The sequence below is a fragment of the Stenotrophomonas sp. STEN087 genome (assembly GCF_056759115.1).
Window position 1 is genome coordinate 32,988 of record NZ_JBRRCR010000003.1, and the last position, 21,210, is coordinate 54,197.

General features: G+C 67.7%; 16 protein-coding genes. 2 read left to right on the forward strand and 14 right to left on the reverse strand.

What is annotated here, in order from left to right:
* Positions 1–35 precede the first annotated feature (35 nt).
* Genes glgX through glgA form a run of 7 tightly spaced genes read right to left on the reverse strand, consistent with a single transcriptional unit; the run spans position 36 to position 12,165 of the window.
* Entirely contained in the window at positions 36–2,177 is a 2,142-nt protein-coding gene (gene glgX / locus ACVOK1_RS01515) for a glycogen debranching protein GlgX (RefSeq protein WP_481560858.1), read from the reverse strand.
* Entirely contained in the window at positions 2,143–2,316 is a 174-nt protein-coding gene (locus tag ACVOK1_RS01520; protein ID WP_108769021.1) for a DUF2934 domain-containing protein, read from the reverse strand. The genes glgX and ACVOK1_RS01520 overlap by 35 nt, the downstream gene beginning before the upstream one ends.
* On the reverse strand, positions 2,303–4,843 hold the full coding sequence (treY, locus tag ACVOK1_RS01525; RefSeq protein ID WP_481560859.1) for a malto-oligosyltrehalose synthase: 2,541 nt from the start codon (positions 4,841–4,843) through the stop codon (positions 2,303–2,305). Before treY ends, ACVOK1_RS01520 begins: the two co-directional genes overlap by 14 nt.
* A complete protein-coding gene (locus tag ACVOK1_RS01530) occupies positions 4,840–6,675 on the reverse strand; it encodes a 4-alpha-glucanotransferase (RefSeq protein WP_481560860.1) in 1,836 nt (611 codons plus the stop codon). Before ACVOK1_RS01530 ends, treY begins: the two co-directional genes overlap by 4 nt.
* On the reverse strand, positions 6,672–8,393 hold the full coding sequence (gene treZ, locus ACVOK1_RS01535) for a malto-oligosyltrehalose trehalohydrolase (RefSeq protein WP_481560861.1): 1,722 nt from the start codon (positions 8,391–8,393) through the stop codon (positions 6,672–6,674). Before treZ ends, ACVOK1_RS01530 begins: the two co-directional genes overlap by 4 nt.
* Entirely contained in the window at positions 8,390–10,624 is a 2,235-nt protein-coding gene (locus ACVOK1_RS01540) for a 1,4-alpha-glucan branching enzyme (protein ID WP_481560862.1), read from the reverse strand. Before ACVOK1_RS01540 ends, treZ begins: the two co-directional genes overlap by 4 nt.
* A complete protein-coding gene (gene glgA / locus ACVOK1_RS01545; protein WP_481560863.1) occupies positions 10,621–12,165 on the reverse strand; it encodes a glycogen synthase GlgA in 1,545 nt (514 codons plus the stop codon). The genes ACVOK1_RS01540 and glgA overlap by 4 nt, the downstream gene beginning before the upstream one ends.
* Positions 12,166–12,510: 345 nt before the next feature.
* Between glgA and ACVOK1_RS01550 the strand changes: the two genes are divergently transcribed.
* Together ACVOK1_RS01550 and ACVOK1_RS01555 are read left to right on the forward strand one after the other, a co-directional pair.
* Positions 12,511–12,939 carry a PAS domain-containing protein gene (locus tag ACVOK1_RS01550; RefSeq protein WP_108769026.1) on the forward strand — a complete coding sequence of 143 codons (429 nt, stop codon included), beginning with the start codon at positions 12,511–12,513 and terminating at the stop codon, positions 12,937–12,939.
* A complete protein-coding gene (locus ACVOK1_RS01555; RefSeq protein WP_481560864.1) occupies positions 12,936–14,483 on the forward strand; it encodes a flavodoxin domain-containing protein in 1,548 nt (515 codons plus the stop codon). The genes ACVOK1_RS01550 and ACVOK1_RS01555 overlap by 4 nt, the downstream gene beginning before the upstream one ends.
* A 241-nt stretch (positions 14,484–14,724) precedes the next feature.
* Here ACVOK1_RS01555 and ACVOK1_RS01560 read toward each other — a convergent pair whose 3' ends face one another.
* The 7 genes from ACVOK1_RS01560 to ACVOK1_RS01590 all read right to left on the reverse strand — a co-directional run bounded on the left by ACVOK1_RS01560 (position 14,725) and on the right by ACVOK1_RS01590 (position 21,209).
* A complete protein-coding gene (locus ACVOK1_RS01560) occupies positions 14,725–15,393 on the reverse strand; it encodes a sulfate/molybdate ABC transporter ATP-binding protein (protein WP_481560865.1) in 669 nt (222 codons plus the stop codon).
* Positions 15,383–16,066, reverse strand: coding sequence for a molybdate ABC transporter permease subunit (modB, locus tag ACVOK1_RS01565; protein WP_108769029.1), 684 nt, complete (start codon positions 16,064–16,066; stop codon positions 15,383–15,385). Before modB ends, ACVOK1_RS01560 begins: the two co-directional genes overlap by 11 nt.
* A gap of 3 nt (positions 16,067–16,069) precedes the next feature.
* A complete protein-coding gene (gene modA / locus ACVOK1_RS01570; RefSeq protein WP_481560866.1) occupies positions 16,070–16,813 on the reverse strand; it encodes a molybdate ABC transporter substrate-binding protein in 744 nt (247 codons plus the stop codon).
* 19 nt (positions 16,814–16,832) lie between these two features.
* Positions 16,833–17,609, reverse strand: coding sequence for a helix-turn-helix domain-containing protein (locus ACVOK1_RS01575; RefSeq protein ID WP_481560867.1), 777 nt, complete (start codon positions 17,607–17,609; stop codon positions 16,833–16,835).
* A gap of 11 nt (positions 17,610–17,620) precedes the next feature.
* A complete protein-coding gene (locus tag ACVOK1_RS01580) occupies positions 17,621–18,835 on the reverse strand; it encodes an oxygen-independent coproporphyrinogen III oxidase (RefSeq protein ID WP_481560868.1) in 1,215 nt (404 codons plus the stop codon).
* Positions 18,836–18,953: 118 nt separating this feature from the next.
* Entirely contained in the window at positions 18,954–20,285 is a 1,332-nt protein-coding gene (locus ACVOK1_RS01585) for an MFS transporter (protein ID WP_481560869.1), read from the reverse strand.
* Positions 20,286–20,309: 24 nt separating this feature from the next.
* Positions 20,310–21,209 (reverse strand): peptidylprolyl isomerase, encoded by a 900-nt coding sequence (locus tag ACVOK1_RS01590; protein ID WP_481560870.1) that lies wholly within the window; start codon positions 21,207–21,209, stop codon positions 20,310–20,312.
* Position 21,210 lies beyond the last annotated feature (1 nt).

Genomic DNA, 21,210 nt, shown 5'->3' on the forward strand with positions numbered 1-21,210 from the left:
CCCGTCAGCGCCGGGGCATCCCCGGCGCCCCGCCATCACCCTGCGCTGCTGGATGCCAGCAGGCACAGGCTGCGGGCGGGCAAGGCCCATTGCCCCTCCTCGTCCATCTCCAGTGGCGCGTCGTCGGTCTGCAGGACCACGCGACGGAACGACAGCGTCTCGTCGGAAGGCCGGAACCGCTGCTCCTGGTCGCTCGGGTTCAGCAGCAGGGCCAGGCTGACATGGCGCCCGGGCTCGCGCAGTCCGCTGTCCGGGCTGCGGCCGTCCAGCACGATCAACAGCGCCCGCTGGTCGGGGTTGTGCCAGTCGCCCTCGCCCATCGGCTCCCCATCGGGGCGCCGCCATTCGATGTCGCGCATTCCAAGCGACGCATCGAAGTCACCGGTCAGGAAGCGATTGCGCCGCAGCAGCCCATAGCGCCGGCGCAATGCCAACGCGCGCCGCACGAAGGCCGCCTGCGCCTGCGGACCCGGCTGCGCCGCGCGCTCCCAGTCGATCCAGCTCAACGGATTATCCTGGCAGTAGGCGTTGTTGTTGCCCTGCTGCGAATGGCCGAACTCATCGCCGGCCAGCAGCATGGGCGTACCCTGCGCGAGCAGCAGCGTGCCGAGCAGGTTGCGCATCTGCCGCGAACGCAGGGCGAGGATGCCCGCATCGTCGGTATCGCCTTCCACGCCGTGGTTGCACGACAGATTGTGCGAATGGCCATCGCGGTTGTCCTCGCCATTGGCCTCGTTGTGGCGGTCGTTGTAGCTCACCAGGTCATGCAGGGTGTAGCCGTCGTGCGCCGTGACCAGGTTGATGCTGGCCGAGGGCCGGCGGCCATGATGGTCGAACAGGTCCGCAGACCCGGTGAAGCGGGCCGCGAACTCCGGCAACTGGCCCGCATCACCACGCCACAGCGCACGGGTCGTGTCGCGGAACCGGTCATTCCACTCGGCCCATCCCGGCGGGAACTGACCCAGCTGGTAGCCGCCGGGGCCGATGTCCCACGGCTCTGCGATCAGCTTGACCTGGCTCAGCACCGGGTCCTGGCGCACCGCATCGAGGAAGCTGCCCGACGGATCAAAGCCATGACGCTCGCGACCGAGGATGGTGGCCAGGTCGAAGCGGAAGCCATCGACGCGCATCTCGGTCACCCAGTAGCGCAGCGAATCCATCACCATCCGCAGGGCGCCGGCGTTGGTCAGGTCGAAAGTGTTGCCGGTGCCGGTATCGTTGATATAGAAGCGGCGGTCATCAGCCAGCCGGTAGTAGCTGGCGTTGTCGATGCCCTTGAACGAGAGCGTCGGCCCCAGTTCATTGCCTTCGGCGGTGTGGTTGTAGACCACGTCCAGGATCACTTCGATGCCCGCGCTGTGCAGGCGGGCGATCATCTGCTTGAACTCGGCCACCGTCTCCAGCGACAGGTAGCGCGGCTGCGGTGCGAAGAAGCCGATGGTGTTGTAGCCCCAGTAATTGCGCAGGCCGCGCTCCAGCAGCTGCTGGTCATCCACGTAGGCATGCACCGGCAGCAGTTCGATGGCCGTCACCCCCAGATGCACCAGATGGTCCACCACCGCATCGTGCCGCAGCGCTGAGAACGTGCCGCGCTCGGCCTGGGGAACGCCCGGATGCTGCATCGTCAGCCCACGCACGTGTGCTTCGTAGATGACCGAGCGGTCCCAGGGCGTTGCGGGCGCGCGCTCGCTGCCCCAGCTGAACGCCGGGTCTATCACTGCGCAGCGCGGCATGTACGGCGCGCTGTCGCGGCGGTCGAAGCTCAGATCGGCATCACGGTGGCCCAGCGTATAGCCGAACAGATGTGGCGCCCATTTGATCTCGCCCACGATCTGCTTGGCATACGGGTCCAGCAGCAGCTTGTTCGGATTGAAGCGGTGTCCTTCCTGAGGCGCATAGGGGCCGTGCACGCGGTAGCCATAGCGCTGCCCCGGGCGCACGTCCGGCAGGTAGCCGTGCCACACCTCGTTGGTATACTCCGGCAGCACGATGCGCTCGATCTCGCGGTTGCGTGCATCGAACAGGCACAGCTCTACTTTGGTGGCATGGCGCGAATACAGCGCGAAATTCACTCCCAGCCCGTCCCAGGTCGCGCCCAGCGGGAACGGCCTGCCCTCGCGGACGCGCGAGCTCTGCGTCCACTTACGGGTTGCCATCGTTCTCGTCCTTCCCCGCATGAAGGGCTGCTATCTCTGCTTCCACCAGCCGCTCGGCCATGTGCCAATGACGCTGCTCCTGATCATCCGGACGGCCCTCGGCCTCCCAGATCTGGTGCGCCAGCATCTCGATGCGGCGGCGTCGCTCACTGCTGTCCATCTGCCCCACTCTCCTGGCTGATCCACACCGCAACGGGGCTGCCGGCAAACAGCAGCGCATCCGAGGCGGAACCGTTGAAAATCTCCGTGCGACCGTCCAGCACGTTCTGCATCGTTCGTTGCGGCAGCGCAGACACGCGCTGCTCCGCATCCTCTGTCCACGCAAGGGCAGGACCGGGGCATCGCCCAGCGCTCGCCCTGCGCACCGCCACCAGCAGCACCTGTCCTGCGTGCTCACGCACGAAGGCCAGATCTGCCGAAGCGGAATCGGACAGGCCCTGCAGTGTGCCGCGCAGGAACAACGCCGGATGCTTGCGCCGCAGCTGCAACAGCTGCGAAAGCAGGCGCATCTTAGGCGCGCCTTCGTGCCAGTCCTGCAGCAACTCCGACCACGATCGATCATCAGCCAATGCCTGTGCGCGCTGTGCGAAATCCACGGGGCGCCGGTTATCCGGATCCACCAGACTGAGATCCCAGAACTCGGTGCCCTGGTAGATATCGGGAACACCCGGCAGGCACAGCTGCAGGCACAGCTGTGCAAGCCCGTTGCTGGCACCGGCGGCCGCCAGCGTCCCCACGAAATCACCCAGTGCCTCGCGCACCCCCTGCAGTTCGCTGGCATGCATCAAGGCCTGCAGCCACCGCTGCGCGGTGTCTTCAACGGCGAGAGCGGGATCGAGCCAGCTGCTGATCCGCTTGCCTTCCCGCAGCGCCTTGCGCAGCCATTGGTCCATGCGCTGCGGGAAGTCCGCGGCGGGCGCACCGTGCATCGGCCAGGCGCCGACCAGCGCCTGCCACAGTGCATAGCTTTCGGCGCCGGGCAATGGCATCGGCATCCCTGCCACCGCGCATTGCTGCTCCCAATCGGCCAGCGCCGACTGCCATGCCCCGACGTCGCTGCTGATCAGCGCCAGGCGCGCGCGCGCATCCGGGCCGCGCTTATGGTCGTGCGTGGCCAAGGCCAGCATCGCCTGCGGATGCTGGCGCGCACGGCCCTGGGCGACCTCGATCAACGCTTCGCCCTCAAGGCCGATGCGCTGCGGATCGCTTCCAACCTCGTTGCGCGACAGCGCACGGTAGTAGCGATAGAACGCCGTGTCCTCCACCGCCTTGGCATTGAGCGGTGCCGAGAGCTGGCCAAACCGCACGCGCAGTTCGTGGCCCTCGGGCGCCTGCAGCGCGTTGACCAGCAGGCTCAGGGCCGCGCGTCCCGAAGCATCCAGTCCCAGCACGGCAGCAGCTTCGGCCTTGGCCAGGAAACTCCGCTCGGCTGGCGTCTGCAGTGCATAGGGGCGATAGACCGGGTAGTGACGAAGCAGCGCGCAGAGTGACCGGCGCAGCGTTGCATCGCTTAGATCTCCATGGCCAGCCGCCTCACCGATTGCCTGCCGTACACAGGCCAGCAGGCGCTGCAGGTCTGCGTGCAGCGATCCATCCAGCAGTGCATCGCGGGCGGCCTGCTGCACCTGCTCCAGACTGCGCGTGTCGCCCGAGCGTGCCTGCCACTGCTCGCTCAAGGCCTGCGCCGCATCTGGTGCATGCAGCCACCCACCGGCCTGATCCATGAAATCGTAGCCCGTGGTGCCATCGCACGACCAGCCGGCGGGCAATGCCTCACGCTCGGCAAGAATCTTCTCCACGTGCAAGGTGATGTCCGCACCACGACGACCGCCAGCTTCAGCGGCGGCATCGAGATGTGCGCGCAGCCGCTGCAGGTACCCGCCCGGATCGGCCAGACCGTCGATGTGGTCGATCCTCAGGCCATCCACCCAGCCCTCGCGCACCAACCGCAGCGGCAGCGCGTGCACGGCATCGAACACGTCCTCGCGCTCGACCCGCAACGCGGCCAGCGAGGTGATGTCGAAGAAGCGCCGGTAGTTGACCTGGTCGCCGCCGGTGCGCCACCACGCCAGGTGATAGTGCTGGCGGTGCAGCAGCATGTGCATGCGCTCCGCAGAGCGGTTGCAGCGCTCGATCCAGCCCTGGCGGGCGCCTGGCTGCAACGGATAGCTGCGCGGCGACAACGGCAGGCGCAGATCGTGATGGACCAGACAGGGCTGGTCCCTGAACTCCTCTACCCGCAGAACGCCAGCCTTGATGGCCTCCTGCAGCGGTCGGTCAAGCACGGGCAGCCAGAGCCGCTGGCCCGCGCCGGCCGCCTCCCAGTCGATGTCGAACCATTGCGCATGGCGGCTGCGGCGCCCGTGCATCAGTACGTCAGACCACCACGGATTCTCCGGCGCGGCGGCCAGATGGTTGGGCACGATATCCAGCAGCAGACCCAGCCCACACTCGCGGGCGCGACGCGCAAGCCCCAGGAAACCGTCCTCGCCGCCCAGTTCCGGGTTGATCCGGGTGGGATCTATGCCATCGTAGCCGTGCGTGGAGCCTGGCATCGCGGCGGCGATGGGTGACAGATACAGGTGGCTGACGCCCAGCGTGGCGAAGTAGTCCGCCTGTGCCGCGGCGGCGTCGAAATCGAAGCCGGCATGCAGCTGCAGGCGTGCGGTCGCGCGAAGTGCGGTCATGCGTGGCCCCCGTCGCGGCCCGCGCTGATGTGCCGCAACCGCGACTGCAGGGCGGCCTCATTCCAGTGCAGCGGCAAGCGCCGCCGCCAGTTCGGGTGGCCACCGACGGTACCCGGCAGGTTGACCTGCGTACGCAGTCCCAGCGCGTCTTCCAATGGAAGCAGCGCCAGCCGCGAGGGGGTCCTGGCCAGCAGGCCCAGTGCATCGTCTTCCACGCAGTCTCCCTGAACAAGGTCGGCCATTGCCGCGACATCCAGGCGCCGCTGCGCCAGTGCTGAAGGCAGGTCCTGGATTTCGCCCAGGCGTGCCCGCCAGCGCAGGTCACGTCCGCGCAGCCAACCGCCCAGCGGTGGCAGATCGTGGGTGGAGGGCATGGCGACCGCCTCGCGGCGCCAACGTTGGGCAGGCAGGAAGCCCGCCGCATCACGGGTGAACGGCAGAACATCCACACCCAGCACGCCGCGCGCGGCCAGCTGCTGGCGGATACCTGCCGGAACCACACCCAGGTCCTCACCGATCACCAGGCACTGGTGCCGCCAGGATTCCAGCACCAGCAGGTTCAACAGATCCTGCAGCGGGAACTGCAGATAGACACCGTCGCGGGCGGAGGCGCCCTGCGGCAGCACCCACAGCCGGTACAGGCCAAGGATATGGTCGATGCGCACGCCACCGCGACCGGCCATGACCGCCCGCAGCAGGTTGATGAAAGGCGCATAGCCCTGCCTGCGAAGGGCGAGCGGCGAGAAGCCGGTGATGCCCCACGCCTGGCCCTGGGTATTGAAGGCATCAGGTGGCGCACCCAGCTCGAGGCCAGCCAGCATGGCGTGGGCATGCGAACGCGCTTCGGCACCGTCGGGTGCGCAGCCCACCGCCAGATCGGCAATCAGGCCAATGGCCGCGCCGTTGCTGCGCGCCTGCGAGTGCAGCTGCGTCCAGCAGCGCTGGGCCATCCACTGTGCGAATGCATGGTCCTGCGCCTCACCGCTCCGCGCGTCGGCCGCCAGCACGCAGTAGTCCTGCAGCGCCGCGCCTGCTTGGTCCTGCCATTGGCGGACTTCGCTCCACAGCTCGGGCTGCGCCTGCTGCAGCTTCAGCCGCGTCGCGCGCAGCCAGCGCCACTTGAGGTCAGCCGCACCGGGCCACTCGATGCGACGCGCGGCAGTGGCAGCGTTCACCGCCCCGGCCAGCGCAGGATCGTCCGCCAGCACGGCGCGGGCAGCATCGGGTACCGCCTGCAGCAGCGAGGCCTGCAGCGGGTCCAACCAACGGCGGTCACTGGGCGAATATGGACTGTAGCCGGCACCCGGCGGTAAGCCGGCGTGCATCGGGCTGAGCGCAAGCGCCTGCCCACCGTGCTGGCCCAGCCGCTGCAGCCAGGGTGCACAGCCGGCGCTGTCGCCGATGCCGGCATCGCCTGCGCTGCGCAGGCTGTAGACCTGCGCCGCCAGGCCCCAGACACGGTCAAGATACGCGGGCCACCATGCCTTCTGCGGTGCGACGGCGACCTCGATACGACGCGGCCCCTGCTGCCAATGCCAATAGCCGGGCTGCAGCGGCACCGGCCATCGCCCAGCCGCATCCTGGCGCGCGTCGCGTTGCTGGCCGGTCTCATCGACCCAGCACGCCGCGCCTGCAGCGCACGGCAGGACCACCGCCTCCCCGCAGATCGCGGTGTGCAGTGGCGCGCCCGTTTCCGCTTGCGGCTGCAGCACCTGCAGCACGGCGCGCAGCACCTCCGGCGCCACCTCGCAGTGCCGCCCGGCAACATCCTCCCACTGCGGCGTCAGCCCTGCAGAACGCGCGGCTGCGTGGAGCGCTGTATCGCCGCTCATGCCGGCAGCCAGCGCAGCTGCAGACCACCGCCCGCCTGCAGCAACGGGCCGGTGGGCAGTTCCAGCAGCGATTCTCCGTCAGGCAGCGAATGCGGCACTTCAGCAGGCCCTGCGTTGATGGCGATCCACCACTGCCCGGCCGGCAGCTGCCACCCCGCCTGTACGGCGCCCGTGCCCAGCACCGTTGCGCCCAACGAGCGCGCCTGCTCGAGGCCCGGCTGCAGGCAGCGTCGACGCAGGTCGAGCAGATCGCGAAGCCACGCCAACGACTGCTGTGCCGCGAATCCGGCGCCCGGTGGCGGCACATACGATGCCTGCAGCGTCGCGGGATCATTCGGGTCGGGAATCAGCGCACGTGACGCAGCGTCGGCATATGCGCTGAAGCCGGCGAACTCACGCCGACGCCCTTCGCGCACTGCTCCGTCCAGCGGCGGCTGGTAATCGGTGAAGAACAGGAACGGCGAGGTGGCTTGCCACGGCTCGCCCATGAACAGCAGCGGCACCATGGGCGTGAGCACGGTCAGCGCGGTGGCCATGCGCAAGGCCGGCGGGTCAAGCAACTGGCTGAGCCGTTCGCCGAAGGCACGATTGCCTACCTGGTCATGGTTCTGCGCGAACACCACGAAGCGGGACGGCGGCAGGTCGCCACTGGGCTCGCCGCGCGCCTCGCCACGCAGGTCGGGCTCGCCCTGCCAGGCAAAGCCCTCGGCCAGGCAGCTCGCCAGCAGTGCTTCGGCGCGCCCGGCGTAGACAGCGTAATAGCCCTCGTGCTCCCCGGTCAGCAGCACATGCAGCGCATTGTGGAAGTCGTCATTCCACTGCGCCTGGTAGGCACCGCGCAGCCACCGCGCCTGGTTGCGTTCGTTCTCCAGCACCAGGTGCGCGTGCGGCACCTCGGTGCGGATCGCATCGCTGAGCTGCTGCAGGAAGCGGTCATCATCGATCGCGTGCACCGCATCCAGGCGCAGCCCGTCAAGCCGATACTCCTGCAGCCACATGAGCGCGTTGTCGATGAAGAAGCGCTGCACATGCGGCTGTTCGAAATCGATAGCCTCACCCCATGGGGTGCTGCGGCCGCTGTGGAAGAAGCCCTTGGCATACTGCGCCAGATGGTTGCCCTGCGGCCCGAAGTGGTTGTAGACCACATCCAGCAGCACTGCCAGGCCGGCGGCATGCGCCGCATCGACAAAACGCTTCAGTGCTTCGGGTCCGCCATACGCTTGTGCCGGGGCGTAGGGAAATACACCGTCATAGCCCCAGTTGCGGGTACCGGGAAACTGCGCCACCGGCATCAGCTCGATGGCGGTGATGCCCGTCGCCGCCAGCATCGGCAGCTGCGCCGCCAGCGCTGCAAACCCGCCGGCGGCCTCGACGTGCACCTCGTAGATCACCATGTCCGGCCAGGCCACGCCGTCCCAGTCCCGGGTCTGCCAGGCATGGGTATCCTCTGCCAGAACGGCGCTGGGGCCTTCAACGCCCTCGGGCTGCCAGCGCGAAGCGGGATCCGGCACCTCGCTGCCATCCGGCAGGCGGAAGCGGTAATGATCGCCCTGCGCCGCCGTCGTCCGGATCCAATGCAGGCCATCGGCCTGCCGAAGCATCGGTAACGCGGCCCCGCCAAGCACCAGCTCCACCTGGCTGATGTCAGGCGCCCACAGCCGGAACTCCACCATCCCCGCGCCCGTTGGCCACGCACCCAGACGACCGGCACCGGTCATGCGACAACCTGCAGGTACAGCGTCGACATCGGCGGCAGGGTCAGCCGCAGTGATTGCGCGTGCCCATGCATCGGCCGCGCGTCGGTGGCTACCGCCCCCAGGTTGCCTGCGTTGCCGCCTGCATAATGGTGGCTGTCAGTGTTCAACCGCTCCGACCACAGGCCGGACTCGGGTACGCCAACGCGGTAGCCCTCACGGCGCACGGGCGTGAAATTGCTGACCACCAGCATCGCAGGTGCTTCGCCGGTCGGGTCCTGACGGATGAAGGCGTACACGCTGTTGCCGCTGTCGTCGGCCACACTCCAGGCAAAGCCGCGTTCGTCGCGCTCATCGCGATGCAGTGCGGGCTGGCGCAGCAGCTGTGCGTTCAGATCACCGACCAGACGCATCAATCCGCCGCCTTCGGCGGTCGCGGCCTGCTCCCATTCCAGCCCGCGCTGGTGCGCCCACTCGCCCGCCTGGCCGAACTCGCCCCCCATGAACAGCAGTTTGCTGCCCGGGTGCGCCCACATTAAAGCGTAGTACGCCCGCAGCTGGGCGAACTGCTGGACGCGGTCGCCCGCCATCTTGGTGAGCAGCGAGCCTTTGCCGTGAACCACCTCGTCATGCGACAGCGGCAACACGAAACGCTCTGAGAAGGCATACACCAGGCCGAAGCTGATCTCGCTGTGGTGATGCTGGCGATGCACCGGGTCGCGCTGCAGGTAGTGCAGCGTGTCGTGCATCCAGCCCATGTTCCATTTGTGGGTGAATCCCAGCCCGCCCTCGGCCACCGCATTGGTCACCCCCGGCCACGCCGTACTCTCCTCGGCGATCACCAACACGTCCGGGAAGCGCTCGTGCAGGGTCTGGTTCATGCGCTGCAGGAAGGCAACCGCCTCCAGGTTCTCGCGGCCGCCCTGTGCATTGGGCACCCACTGCCCCTCGGGCCGGCTGTAATCGCGGTACAGCATCGACGCCACTGCATCCACGCGCAGCCCGTCGATGTGGAAATGCTCGATCCACTCCAGCGCACTGCCGATCAGATAGGCCGACACTTCATTGCGGCCGTAGTTGTAGATCAGCGTGTCCCAGTCGGCATGCTTGCCCTCACGGGGATCGGCGTGCTCGTACAGGGCGGTGCCATCGAAGCGCGCCAGGCCGTGGGCATCATCGGGGAAATGCGCGCTGACCCAATCGACGATCACGCCCAGGCCGGCCTGGTGACAGCGGTCCACGAACCGAGCAAAGGCTTCCGGAGTGCCGTAGCGCGCCGTCGGTGCGTAGATGCCCAGCGGCTGGTAACCCCAGGAGCCACCAAAGGGATGCTCACTGATCGGCAGCAGCTCGATGTGGGTGAAGCCCAGCCCGGTGACATGGGGGATCAGCCGATACGCCAGTGCGTCCCAGTCCAGCACGCTACCGTCGTCGCCGCGCTGCCAGGATCCCGCGTGCACTTCGTAGATGGACAACGGCGCGTTGATGCCCTGCTGACGGCGGCGCTGCAGCCAGGCCTGGTCGTTCCACTGCAACGGGTCAGCAGACACCACGCGTGAGGCAGTGGCCGGCGAGCGCTCGGCCCAGCGTGCCATCGGGTCGAGTTTGTCGGGCAGGGTCTGGCCGTCTGCTCCAATCAGGCGGAACTTGTAGCACGCGCCCGGCTGGACACCGGGGATGAACAGCTCCCACACGCCGGCGGCATGGCGCAGCCGCATCGGGTGGCGGCGACCGTCCCAGCCATTGAAGTCACCCACTACCGCCACGCGTTGCGCATTCGGTGCCCAGACCGCAAACCGCACACCTTCGATGCCTTCGACGGTCAATTCGGTAGCGCCCAGTGCGCGCACCGCTTCGGCGTCGCCCTGATGAATACGCTGCAGCAGCGCCTCATCCAGCAGCGGACCAAACGCATACACGTCGTGCACCTGCTCGACGCCATCGGGGAAGTGCAGCTGAAGCAGCGGGATCGCGTCGGCACCGGCGCGCCCCTCGAACAGCCCCGGCAGATCAGTACCACGAAGGTCCCAGCAGCGGCCGCTGCCCTCGATCACCTCCACCCGGTGTGCGTTCGGCACCAGCGCGCGGATCACACGGCCACCGTTGCCATCGGCATGCGGGCCCCACCACGCGAAAGCATCGGCCGGGCGACCCTGCACCAGCGCCTGCAATTCGGCCGCCATCGGCACGACCGCATCAACCTGCGTCACAGCCTCGTAGTCGAACGCCACCGCACCCCGTCCTTCGTCGTTCATGCAGCCACCTGGCAGGTCTGCTGGTACAGCGCCAGGTAGGCCTTGCCGGCCGTTTCCCAACCGCCCGGACGCAGCATCGCCGCACGTCGCATCGCATGCATCAGTGCCGGCAGCCGGAACGTGCGCATCGCCCGCTCCACGCAGCGGCGCAACCCATCGGCGTTGGCGCCATGGAACAGGAAGCCGGTCACGCCGTCCTCGACCGTATCAACCAGGCCGCCTGTCGCATGCGCGACCGGCAGGCAGCCAAAGCGCTGCGCGTACATCTGGCTGAGGCCGCAGGGTTCAAAGCGCGAGGGCATCAGCAGGAAATCAGCGCCGGCGAACATCTGCCGCGCCAGGCCCTCCTCGAAGCCGATGAAGGCCCCGACCCGCCCGGGGTAGCGCTGGGCCAGTGCCTGCACCTGGGCCTCTACCTGCGGCTCGCCACCGCCGATCACCACCAGCTGGCCACCGGCCGCCACGATCTGCGGTGCAACATCACAGGTGATGTCCAGGCCCTTCTGATGGACCAGCCGCGAGACAACGGCGAACAGCGGGCCCGACGAGGGCTGCAGCCCAAAGGCCTGGCGCACGGCCTGCGCATTCTCTGCGCGACCCGCGCACTGGCCGATGCTGAAACGTGCCTTCAGGTGAATGTCACGGCGCGGATCCCAGCTGGCGTCGATGCCGTTGACGATGCCACTGAGGTGGCCACCGGCAGCGCGTTGCGCCAGCAGTTCGTGCAGGCCACAGCCATTCTCGGCAGCGGTGATCTGCTGCGCATAGCGCAGGCTGACCGTGTTCAGGCGGGTGGCATTGGCAATGCCGCCCTGCAGGAAGGACATGTGGCCGTGGAAATGCAGTTCGTCCAGATGCTCCACAGGTACGCCGAGGGTCGACGCCAGAGCAAACGGGAACAGACCCTGGTAAGCCAGGTTGTGGATGGTCAACAGGGTCGGCACCGCAGTGCGATCCCAGCGCACATAAGCGGCGGCCATCGCCACCGGCCAGTCATTCAGGTGCAGCAGCTGGGGCGTCCAGTCCAGCCCGGCACGACCGGCGGCCAGTTCCGCAGCGGCATGGGACAAGGTGGCAAAACGCACCGCGTTGTCCTGCCATTCGCGGCCCTGCGCATCCACGTAGGGCGAACCCTCGCGCTCGTACAGCGCCGGCGACAGCAGCACATAGATAGGAAGGCCATCGGCCTGGAGCGCCATGGCCACGGTGCAGGCCGGCAGCCCGGCACGCCCGGCGACGCGACCTACCTCACGCAGATGCGGCAGGCGCTGCAGCACTTCGGGATAGCCCGGCAACAGCACGCGTGCATCACAGCCGCTACGCACCGCGCGCGGCAGCGCGGCTGCCACATCACCCAGGCCGCCGGCCTTGATGAAGTCCGCCATTTCGGTGGCAACGAACAGTACCCGCTGCACCAGCTCCGGCAGTTCGATCGGCTGTGATGGGCCACGGCGGGTGCCGATCGGCACCAGGTCGAGGGCGGGCAGGACAGTCTCTGCAACGGGATCGTGCAGGGAATCGGCGACGAGGTCGAGGGCCATGGTGAACTTCTCTGAATCAGTCAGGCAGACGCCAGCCACGCCCGAATGGGCGCCAGGTCTGGGAAGGAAGTCGTCGCGGAACGTGGGGGACGTTTGCGTAGGCTCTACGCGAATGTGCACTGTTCCATATCAAACACCCGTGAAGCGACGGCGATTTCTTTGTGACAGCGCGGCATCAGCTCAGTACGCATCGTTGGGTGCGCACCGTTGTGGACACCCTGCGTCACCCGGTCGCAGGGCCTCACGCGGCTGCACTTGACCAATATCAATCTGCAGCACGCGCCTGGCGCGTATCTCTATGCAGGAACCCCAACACCGGCGCTGCCGGCTTCCAGAGGACCTGCGATGAGCTACACCCCCGACAACGCCCAGCTGCTGAACGCCCTGCAGAACGTCATGGTGATCTCCACCACCGACCTGCAGGGCAACATCACCTATGCCAACGACCTGTTCTGCACGCTCACCGGCTTTGCGCGCGAGGAGCTGATCGGCCAGCCGCACAGCATCGTCCGCCACCCGGACGTGCCCAAGGCCGTCTACAAGGACATGTGGGACACCATCAAGGCCGGCAAGATCTGGACCGGCATCGTGCCGAACCTCGGCAAGGGCGGCGCGCTCTACGTGGTCGATACCACCGTGCAGCCCCTGTTTGACGCCGAGGGCAACATCACCTCGTACATCAGCATCCGCCGCGTGGTGAACGATCTGATGCAGAACTACGACCTGGTCGAGTTCAGCAAGGAAACCTTCGACGACTTCTACGAAGCCGCATGAACGCGCTGCCCGCCAGCCACCTGTCGGGGCTCCCCATCGGTCGACTGCTGGTGGGCTTCGCCTCCGAATCGGGCAATGCCCGCGCCCTGGCCCAGCGCCTGGGCGCGGACCCGGACCTGCAGCCGCACGCACCGCAGGTCCTGGCCTTCGACCAGATCGATGTCGCCAGCCTCGGCCACGGCGACGTACTGCTGGCCATCTCCAGTTCGTTTGGTGATGGCGAGCCGCCGGCCAACGGCGAACACTTCTTCGACAGCCTGCGCCAGACCACCGCACTGCCGGGCCTGCGTTACGCCGTGTTCGGGCTCGGCGACACCGGCTACCCCAACTTCTGCGGCTTCACCAAGGCGCTGGACACGGCGCTGAGCGAGCGCAAGGCGATCCCGCTGCTGCATCGCGTGGATGCCGACCTCGGCTACGAACAGTTCTTCCAGCAATGGCGGCCGGTGCTGGGCCAGGTGCTGCAGGGGGATCTGGCTGCCGGCCAGGACCTGCGGCTGCAGGTGACTGCGTATGGTGAGGACAACGCCTTCGCCGCCCCCATCCTCGAACGCCGTCGCCTGAACAGCCAAGGCCCGGCGGCCTGGCATCTGCAACTCGACATTGCCGGCAGCGGCATGGCCTACCGGGCCGGCGACACCCTGCACGTGATGCCCGACAACGATCCGTCACTGCTGCAGGCGCTGGCCACCTGGTACGGCGACCCTGCCGCGGTCGCAGCCCTGCAGGACCGCGAACTGCGCCTGCCCAGCAAGGGCGTGCTGCGCGAACTGGCCCGCCTCAGTGGCAGCGAACCGTTGAAGAACCTGCTCAAAGTCAGCCAGAAACGCGAGCTGGAGGCCTACCTGCATGGGCTGGACGTGCTGGACCTGCTACAGGACCACGCGACCCCGGACAGCGTGCCGCTGGAACGGCTGTGCAGCCTGCTCTCGCAGCGCCTGCCCCGCGCCTATTCGATTGCCTCCCATCCTGGCGATGACCAGGTAAGCCTGTGCGTGCGCGAAGTGCACTACACCCTGCGCGGCCGCGAGCGCTTCGGTACGGCCACCGGCAGCCTGCTGCATGGCAGTGGCCATGCCCGCGTGTACTGCCGCTCCAACCCCGGCTTCCATCTGCCCGACGCCCTCGACGCGCCACTGCTGATGGTCGGCACCGGCACCGGCATCGCGCCGCTGATGGGCCTGATGCAGGAACTACAGGCGGGCGCCTGTGCGCGCGATGTGCATCTGGTGTTCGGCGAGAAGCATCGCGAGCACGATTATCTGTACCGCGAGCAGCTGCAGGCCTGGCAGTCTGGCGGCCTGCTGGCCGGGCTGCATACCGCCTTCTCGCGTGACGGTACCGAAAAGGTCTATGTGCAGCACCTGCTGCAGCAACGCGCCGACGACGTGCGCGACCTGCTGTCACGTGGTGGGCATCTGTACCTGTGTGGCAACAAGCGGCATCTGGAAGGCGCGGTCCGCGAGGCCATCGACGCGATCGGCGGTCAGGGACAGTGGGACGCACTGCGCGGTGAAGGCCGCACGCATTGCGAGTTGTATTGACGCCGGGATCCATTCCTGCAGCCCCAGCGCCCCGGTGCTGGTCCGGGTGATGATCGTACGCGCATGGCACTCCCGTTCGCCGCAGCATCGGTTCGGCATGGCCCCGACACGGCGCTGGGCGTTCATCCAGTGGGCAACCGGTACCTGATGATCTCACTTCTGTAGAGCCGAGCCCACGCTCGGCTCCCCTTCTCGGCAACGCGGAAAGCAGCCGAGCATGGGCTCGGTTCTACAGCGCGGGTCAATCGCTGACGATGCGGCCGTCCACCATGCGTGCGACCTGCTGGCCGAACACGTCCACGTCATGCGGGTCATGGCTGATCAGCAGCAGCGGAATGCCGGTCTCATCCAGCACCGCCTGCAGTTCCTGCCGCAGGTGCTGGCGCAGGTCATGGTCCAGCGCGGCAAACGGCTCGTCCAGCAGCAGCGCCTGCGGCTGGGTCACCAGGGCGCGGGCCAGCGCGGTACGCTGGCGCTGGCCGCCGGAGACCTGCGATGGCAGCAGGTCGGCCACGTGATCGATGCGAAATGCCTGCAACCAGCGCTCCACCGCGTCGATTCGCGCACCGCGGCGCGGATTGAACCAGCCACCTTCCAGGCCGAAGGCCACGTTCTGGCGCACGCTCAGGTGCGGGAACAGCGCGTAGTCCTGGAAGACATAGCCCAGCCGGCGCCGTTGCGGTGGCAGGTTCATCCCACTGCCGCTGTCGAACAGCGTCTGGCCCTGCAGCCGCACATGGCCACGCCAGGGCCGCAGCAGGCCGGCCACCGCTTTCAGGGTCAGGCTCTTGCCCGCGCCCGAGGGGCCGAACAGCACCACCTGGCGCTGCGTGCATTGCAGCGCCACGTCCAGCACGAACTGCGGCGTCGCCGCCTGCATCGGCCGGTGTACCTGCAGGTCAAGCCACATCGCGCAGCTCCTGGCGGCGCCCGCCGACCAGCCGCGCGGCCAGCAGCAGGATGACGATGCACACCACCGAGGTGAGGATCACCAGCGCATTGGCCTTGCCGTCCTGCCCGGCCTGCACTGCCTCGTAGATGGCGATGGACAGCGTCTGGGTGCGGCCCGGGATGCTGCCCGCCACCATCAGCGTCGCCCCGAACTCGCCCATAGCGCGCGCGAACGCCAGCAGCAGGCCGGCGAGAATGCCGCGCCAGGCCAGCGGCAGGGTAATGCGGAAGAACACCGCCGCCTCGGACACGCCCAGCGTGCGCGCAGCATTCTCCAGCTGGCCATCGACGCCTTCGAACGCAGCCCGCGCCGGTTTGAACACCAGCGGCAGCGAGGCCACCGCGGCGGCAATCACCGCTGCCTGCCAGGTGAACACCAGGTTGATGCCGAACCACGACTGCAGCCACACGCCGATCGGGCCGTTGCGCCCGATCAGCACCAGCAGGTAGTAGCCCAGCACTGTCGGCGGCAACACCATCGGCAGGGTCAGCACCGAATCCAGCAGCTCACGGCCGGGAAAGCGCCGGCGTGCCAGCAGCGCGCCCAGTGCCACGCCCAGCACCAGGTTGATCGCCGTGGCCCAGCCGGCCACTTTCAGCGACAAGCCCAGCGCGCTCCAGTCCAGATCCATGCCTCAGGGCTTGCCGAACCCGTGCTTGACCAGGATCGCCTGGCCCTGCGGCGAGCGGACGAAGGCGGTGAAGCGCTTCGCCTCCACCGCCTGGGTGCTGGCCTGGATCACCGCCAGTGGATAGGCGATGCGCCCGCTCACCGGCACCTCGAAGGCCCGGCGCATGCGGTCCGGCATCGCCTGCGCGTCGGTGGCATAGACGAAGCCGGCATCCACTTCACCCCGTGCCACGTAATCCAGCGACTGCCGCACGTTCTGGGTAGTGATGGCCTTGCCCTGCACCGCCGGCCACAGCCCGGCTTTCTCCAGCGCGCCCTTGGCGTAGCGGCCCACCGGCACGCTGTCCGGGTTGCCCAGCGCGATGCGCTGCACGCCGGCATCGGCCAGATCCTTCAGCGCACGCGGTGCGGCCTTGGCCTGCGGCGGCACCACCACCCACAGCGCGTTCACCGCGAACACTTCGCGGGTGCCGGGTGCCAGCAGCTTCTGCTGCTCGGCCTGGTCCATCGTGGTTTCGTCGGCCGAGGCCAACACATCCACCGGCGCACCGCGGCTGATCTGCTGCAGCAGCACGCCGGAGGCCGCAAAGTTGAAATCGACCTTGGTGCCCGGATGGGCCTTCTCGTAGGCCGCACCCAGTTCGCGGAAACTCTCGGTCAGGCTCGAGGCCGCCGACACCGTCAGGTCGGCCGCCCAGGCCGGCATCGCTGCCAGCAACCCAAGTAACAACAGTCCTGCACGCTTCATCATCTGCCCCCGGTGGGTCTCAGTCTGGTTCGGATTCATCGGCCATGGCGAGCGCGGCCAGACGCTCAGGTTGCAGCAGCAGGATCTCGCGCTGTTTGACCGCGATCACACCATCATCGCTCAAGCGCCGCAGCACACGGCTGGCGGTTTCCGGTGCCATGCGCAGGTAGTTGGCGATTTCGGTGCGGGCCATGGTCAGGTTGAAGCGCGTGGCGGAGAATCCGCGCCGCGCGTAACGCTCGGACATGTCCAGCAGGAACGCGGCCATGCGCTCCTCGGTGCGGTGGTTGGCGGCCAGCGTGGCGACCTTGCCGATCTCCGCACTGAGCAGGCTGAACAGCTTGGCCTGCAGCCCGGGCATGCGCGTGGCCAGCAGGCTCAGCTTGGGAAACGAAATGCGGCACAGGTGCACGGTATCCAGCGCCACCGCATTGCAGGGGAAGCGCGAACCATGGATGGCATTGAGACCGATCACTTCACCGGGCAGGGCAAAGCCGAGCACCTGCTCGTTGCCCTGGCTGTCATCGATGAAGGTCTTGACCATGCCTGCACGCACCGCGGCAATGGAATCGAACTGCTCTCCGGCATGGAAGATGTAGTCACCGGCATGGAACGGACCGACATGGTCGACCAGCACGTGCAGGTCACCCAGCGCGGTCTTGTCATAGCCCTGCGAGATACAGGCATCGGAAAACGCACAGGTGCTGCAGAAATGCAGCGCATCGCCGTCATCGGCGGCCGCGGGGTTCGGTGTGGCCTGGCCAAGGCGGCCGCGGGAAGGCGGATTGAAGGACATCGGGGCGACACTCAAGCGCTGGCGACCGCCGGCCGGAAACATGCCGCCATCATACGCCACAGCAGGCGCCCTTCTTCGGCCAGGCGCAGCACGCGCGCATCCCAGTGGGCCCAGCCGCGTGCAAGCAGCGGTTGCAGTGCCGGCGTTGCCTCGGCGAAACAATCCTCAAAGGCGACGTCGTTGCGCCACTCGAAGGCGGCGGCATCCACCGAATGGTCGCAGGCAAGGCTCTGCGCGACCTCCGCCGACAGCCGCTCCTGCTCGGACAGGATCAGCCCGGCGGTCACGCCGATCTGGCCCGCCTGCAGGCGTGACTGCCACCTTGCAAGGTCGTCCTCCAACCGGTAGAACACCTCGCCGATCTGGCTGCAGGCCGCCAGCCCCAGGCCGACGAAATCGCTACGGTCCCGACGTGGCACGCCAGCCAGGTCGCAATGGCGCTGGCCATCGCCGGGCCCATTGGGATCGGGCAGGTCACCGCGCTGGTAGTGGTCGCCACCGATGGCGACGTAGCCGGCATCGCCAAGCAGCCGCCAGGCCTGCAGCCATTGCCCGGCCGCCGGCTGTTCCGGCAACCCGCACGGCGCGGGCAGCAGCACCCGTTCGGGTGCCTCGGCCAGCACCTCATGCACGCGTTCGATGAAGCCCTGATCCGCGAGCGATGGCACCCGCAACTGGTAGTAGCGCGCAGTGAACCCAACCTGGCGTGACTGCGCCAGCAGGGTCGGCCCCAGTGCATCGGCGCGGTCGATCACGGTCAGCCGGGTACAGCCCACCGCACGCAGCTGCGCCGGGGCCAGCGTACTGCCGGCATCCAGCCGCACTTCCACCTGTGGCCGCGCCACCGTGCGCAGCGCCTGCGGCACGGCGTCCAGCAGCTGGCCCAGCGCGCTGGTGCCGAGCACCTCGGCCAGACCCAGCTGCAGCACCATGGCCACCACTTCGCGGTCGTCGGCCAGCACATCGGCCTGGCGCCGCAGGGCGGTCAGCAGCATGTCCAGATAGACGGTGGCGGTGGTCACCTGCCCTGCCCGCCCCGACTGGAAGCCGAGGGTCAGGCAGCGCGGGATCAGGTGTTCGTTGCTGGCACGCACGGCCGCGCGCCAGCCACTTTCGCCGAAGCCAGGACTGAACTGGTCGGCGGCCGGAAACAGCACGTGGCGCGGCTGCTGCAGCAATGCCGCCTGCAGTGCGGTGTCTCCGCTTGCATCGAAGGGAAAGCTCATGGCGGACATTCTCCAGCGTTCCTCTGCGCAGGGTCCTGATTGAAATCAAGCGCGGCGCATCCTTGGATGCATGCCGGCCAGCGGTCGGCACTACCTGGCCACCCGCGGCGCCACACCGCTACGTCGTGCGTGTGCGGTCAGCCGCGGCCGCGTCGATGGCTTCGGGCAGGTCGGTTTCGTGGTCGATCTGCGGGAAATGCCGGCGCTCCATCCGGCGGATCGCGAAGTGCATCCACGCCAGCGCCGTGGCCACCAGCACGAACAGCAGCATGAAACAGCTGCTCCAGATGCCCAGCGCATCGTTCAGCGCACCGAACACGATGGGCAGGATGAAGCCACCCAGGCCACCGATCATGCCGACCACGCCGCCCACCGCACCCACGTGCTGCGGGTAGTACACCGGAATGTGCTTGTAGACCGCCGCCTTGCCCAGCGACATGAAGAAGCCCAGCACGAACACCAGCACGGTGAACATCACGACGCCGATGGCCAGGTGGAAGTGGATCGGACCGTGGATGCCCTTCACCACATACTCGGTATCCGGGTACGCCAGCAGGAAGGTGCAGATGGCCGAGACGCCGAAGGTCCAGTACATCACCCGCCGCGCACCGATCCTGTCGGCCATCCAGCCACCGACCACGCGGAACAGGCTGGCCGGAATCGAATAACAGGCCGCCAGCATGCCGGCATGGCCCACGTCCATGCCGTAGGCGCCCACCAGGTAGTGCGGCAGCCACAGTGCCAGGGCGACGAAGCCGCCGAACACGAAGAAGTAGTACAGCGAGAAGCGCCACACCTGCAGATTCTTCAGCGGTGCCATCTGCTCGGCGAACGGCACCGGCTTGACGCCGTCACGGCGGCGCTGCTCCAGCGACGGGTCTTCCTTGCTGAACAGGAAGAACAGCACGGCAGTGACCGCCAGCGCCACCGCCCAGACCTTGGCCACCATGGTCCAGCCGGCCGCCACCATCACCAGCGGCGCCAGCAGCTTGGTCACCGCTGAACCGATGTTGCCCGCGCCGAAGATGCCCAGTGCCGTGCCCTGCCTGCTGGCCGGGAAGAACTTGGACACATAGGCCACGCCCACCGAGAAGTTGCCACCGGCAATGCCCACGCACAGCGCAGCGAACAGGAACTGGGTGTAGGTGTGGGCGTAGGTCAGCATCCAGGTGGCCACCGCGCCACACAGCATCACCAGCACCATCACCTTGCGGCCACCGAACTGGTCCGACCAGATGCCAAGGAACACCCGGCTGATCGATCCGGTCAGCACCGGGGTGGCGATCAGCAGGCCGAACTGGGTGTCGTTCAGCCCCAGCTGCTCGCTGATCTGGATGCCGATGATCGAGAAGATCATCCACACCGCGAAGCACACGGTGAAGGCGAAGGTGCTCAGCCACAGCGCACGCTGCTGCTGCCCGGCACTGACGGGGGCAAGGGCCTGGTTCATGCAATCTCCTTTCCCAAGAGTGGGTCAGCCGTTCCCGGCTTCAGCTTCGATCTCATCCAGCCCGCGCACGGGGTAGCGTTCCTGCAGCTGCAGCAGGTAGGCCTGCACCTCGCGCTGGCGCACCTGCAGTTCCAGGTAGTCGCGGATCTGCGGCAGCACCGCCTCGAAAGGCTGCGGCTGTCCCTCCTCGCGCGCGTCGATGCAGACCACGTGGTAGCCCCAGCGCGATTCCACCGGGAAACCGGCCAGGCCCTCGCGCAGGCGGAACACCTGCCGATCGAACTCGGGCGTGGTCTGCCCGCGCTGCAGCCAGCCCAGGTCACCGCCCTCGCTGCTGGAAGGGCAGCGCGAATGGCGCATTGCAAAATCGGCGAACAGGTGCGGAGCCTCCTTCAGCTCGGCCACCAGCCGCTCGCCTTCGTTGCGTGCATCCAGCCGCCCGGCCACGTCATCGGCCGGTGCCGCCAGCAGGATATGGCGCAGGCGCACGCGATCGGGCGAACGGAAGCGTTCCGGGTTCTGTTCGAAATAGCGCCGGCAGTCCTCGTCGCTGGGCACGCGGTCTTCGATCGCGTCCTCGATCAGCTGCTGGATCAGCACTTCCTCGTCACTCACCCGGCCACCCTGCGCTGCGTGCAGGCCCAACCGCTGCACCTCAAGGCGCAGCAGCTCGCGCACCACCAGCGCACGTGCCGCCTCGGCCCGCGACTGTTCCGGACGCATCGCCCGGTGGTGCTGCATCTCGCGGGCGATGTCGGCCTCGCTGATCGCGGTCTCGTCCACGTAAAGCCGGCACGGCGCCGGTTGCCCGAGCGAGCGCGGCCCCTGCGCCCCCGCCTCGTGGTGGTGCGAATGGGCCTCGGCCGGAACCGGGGCATTGGAGTCGATCACGGTGATCGGCAGGAACTTCGGCAGGCTGCCCATG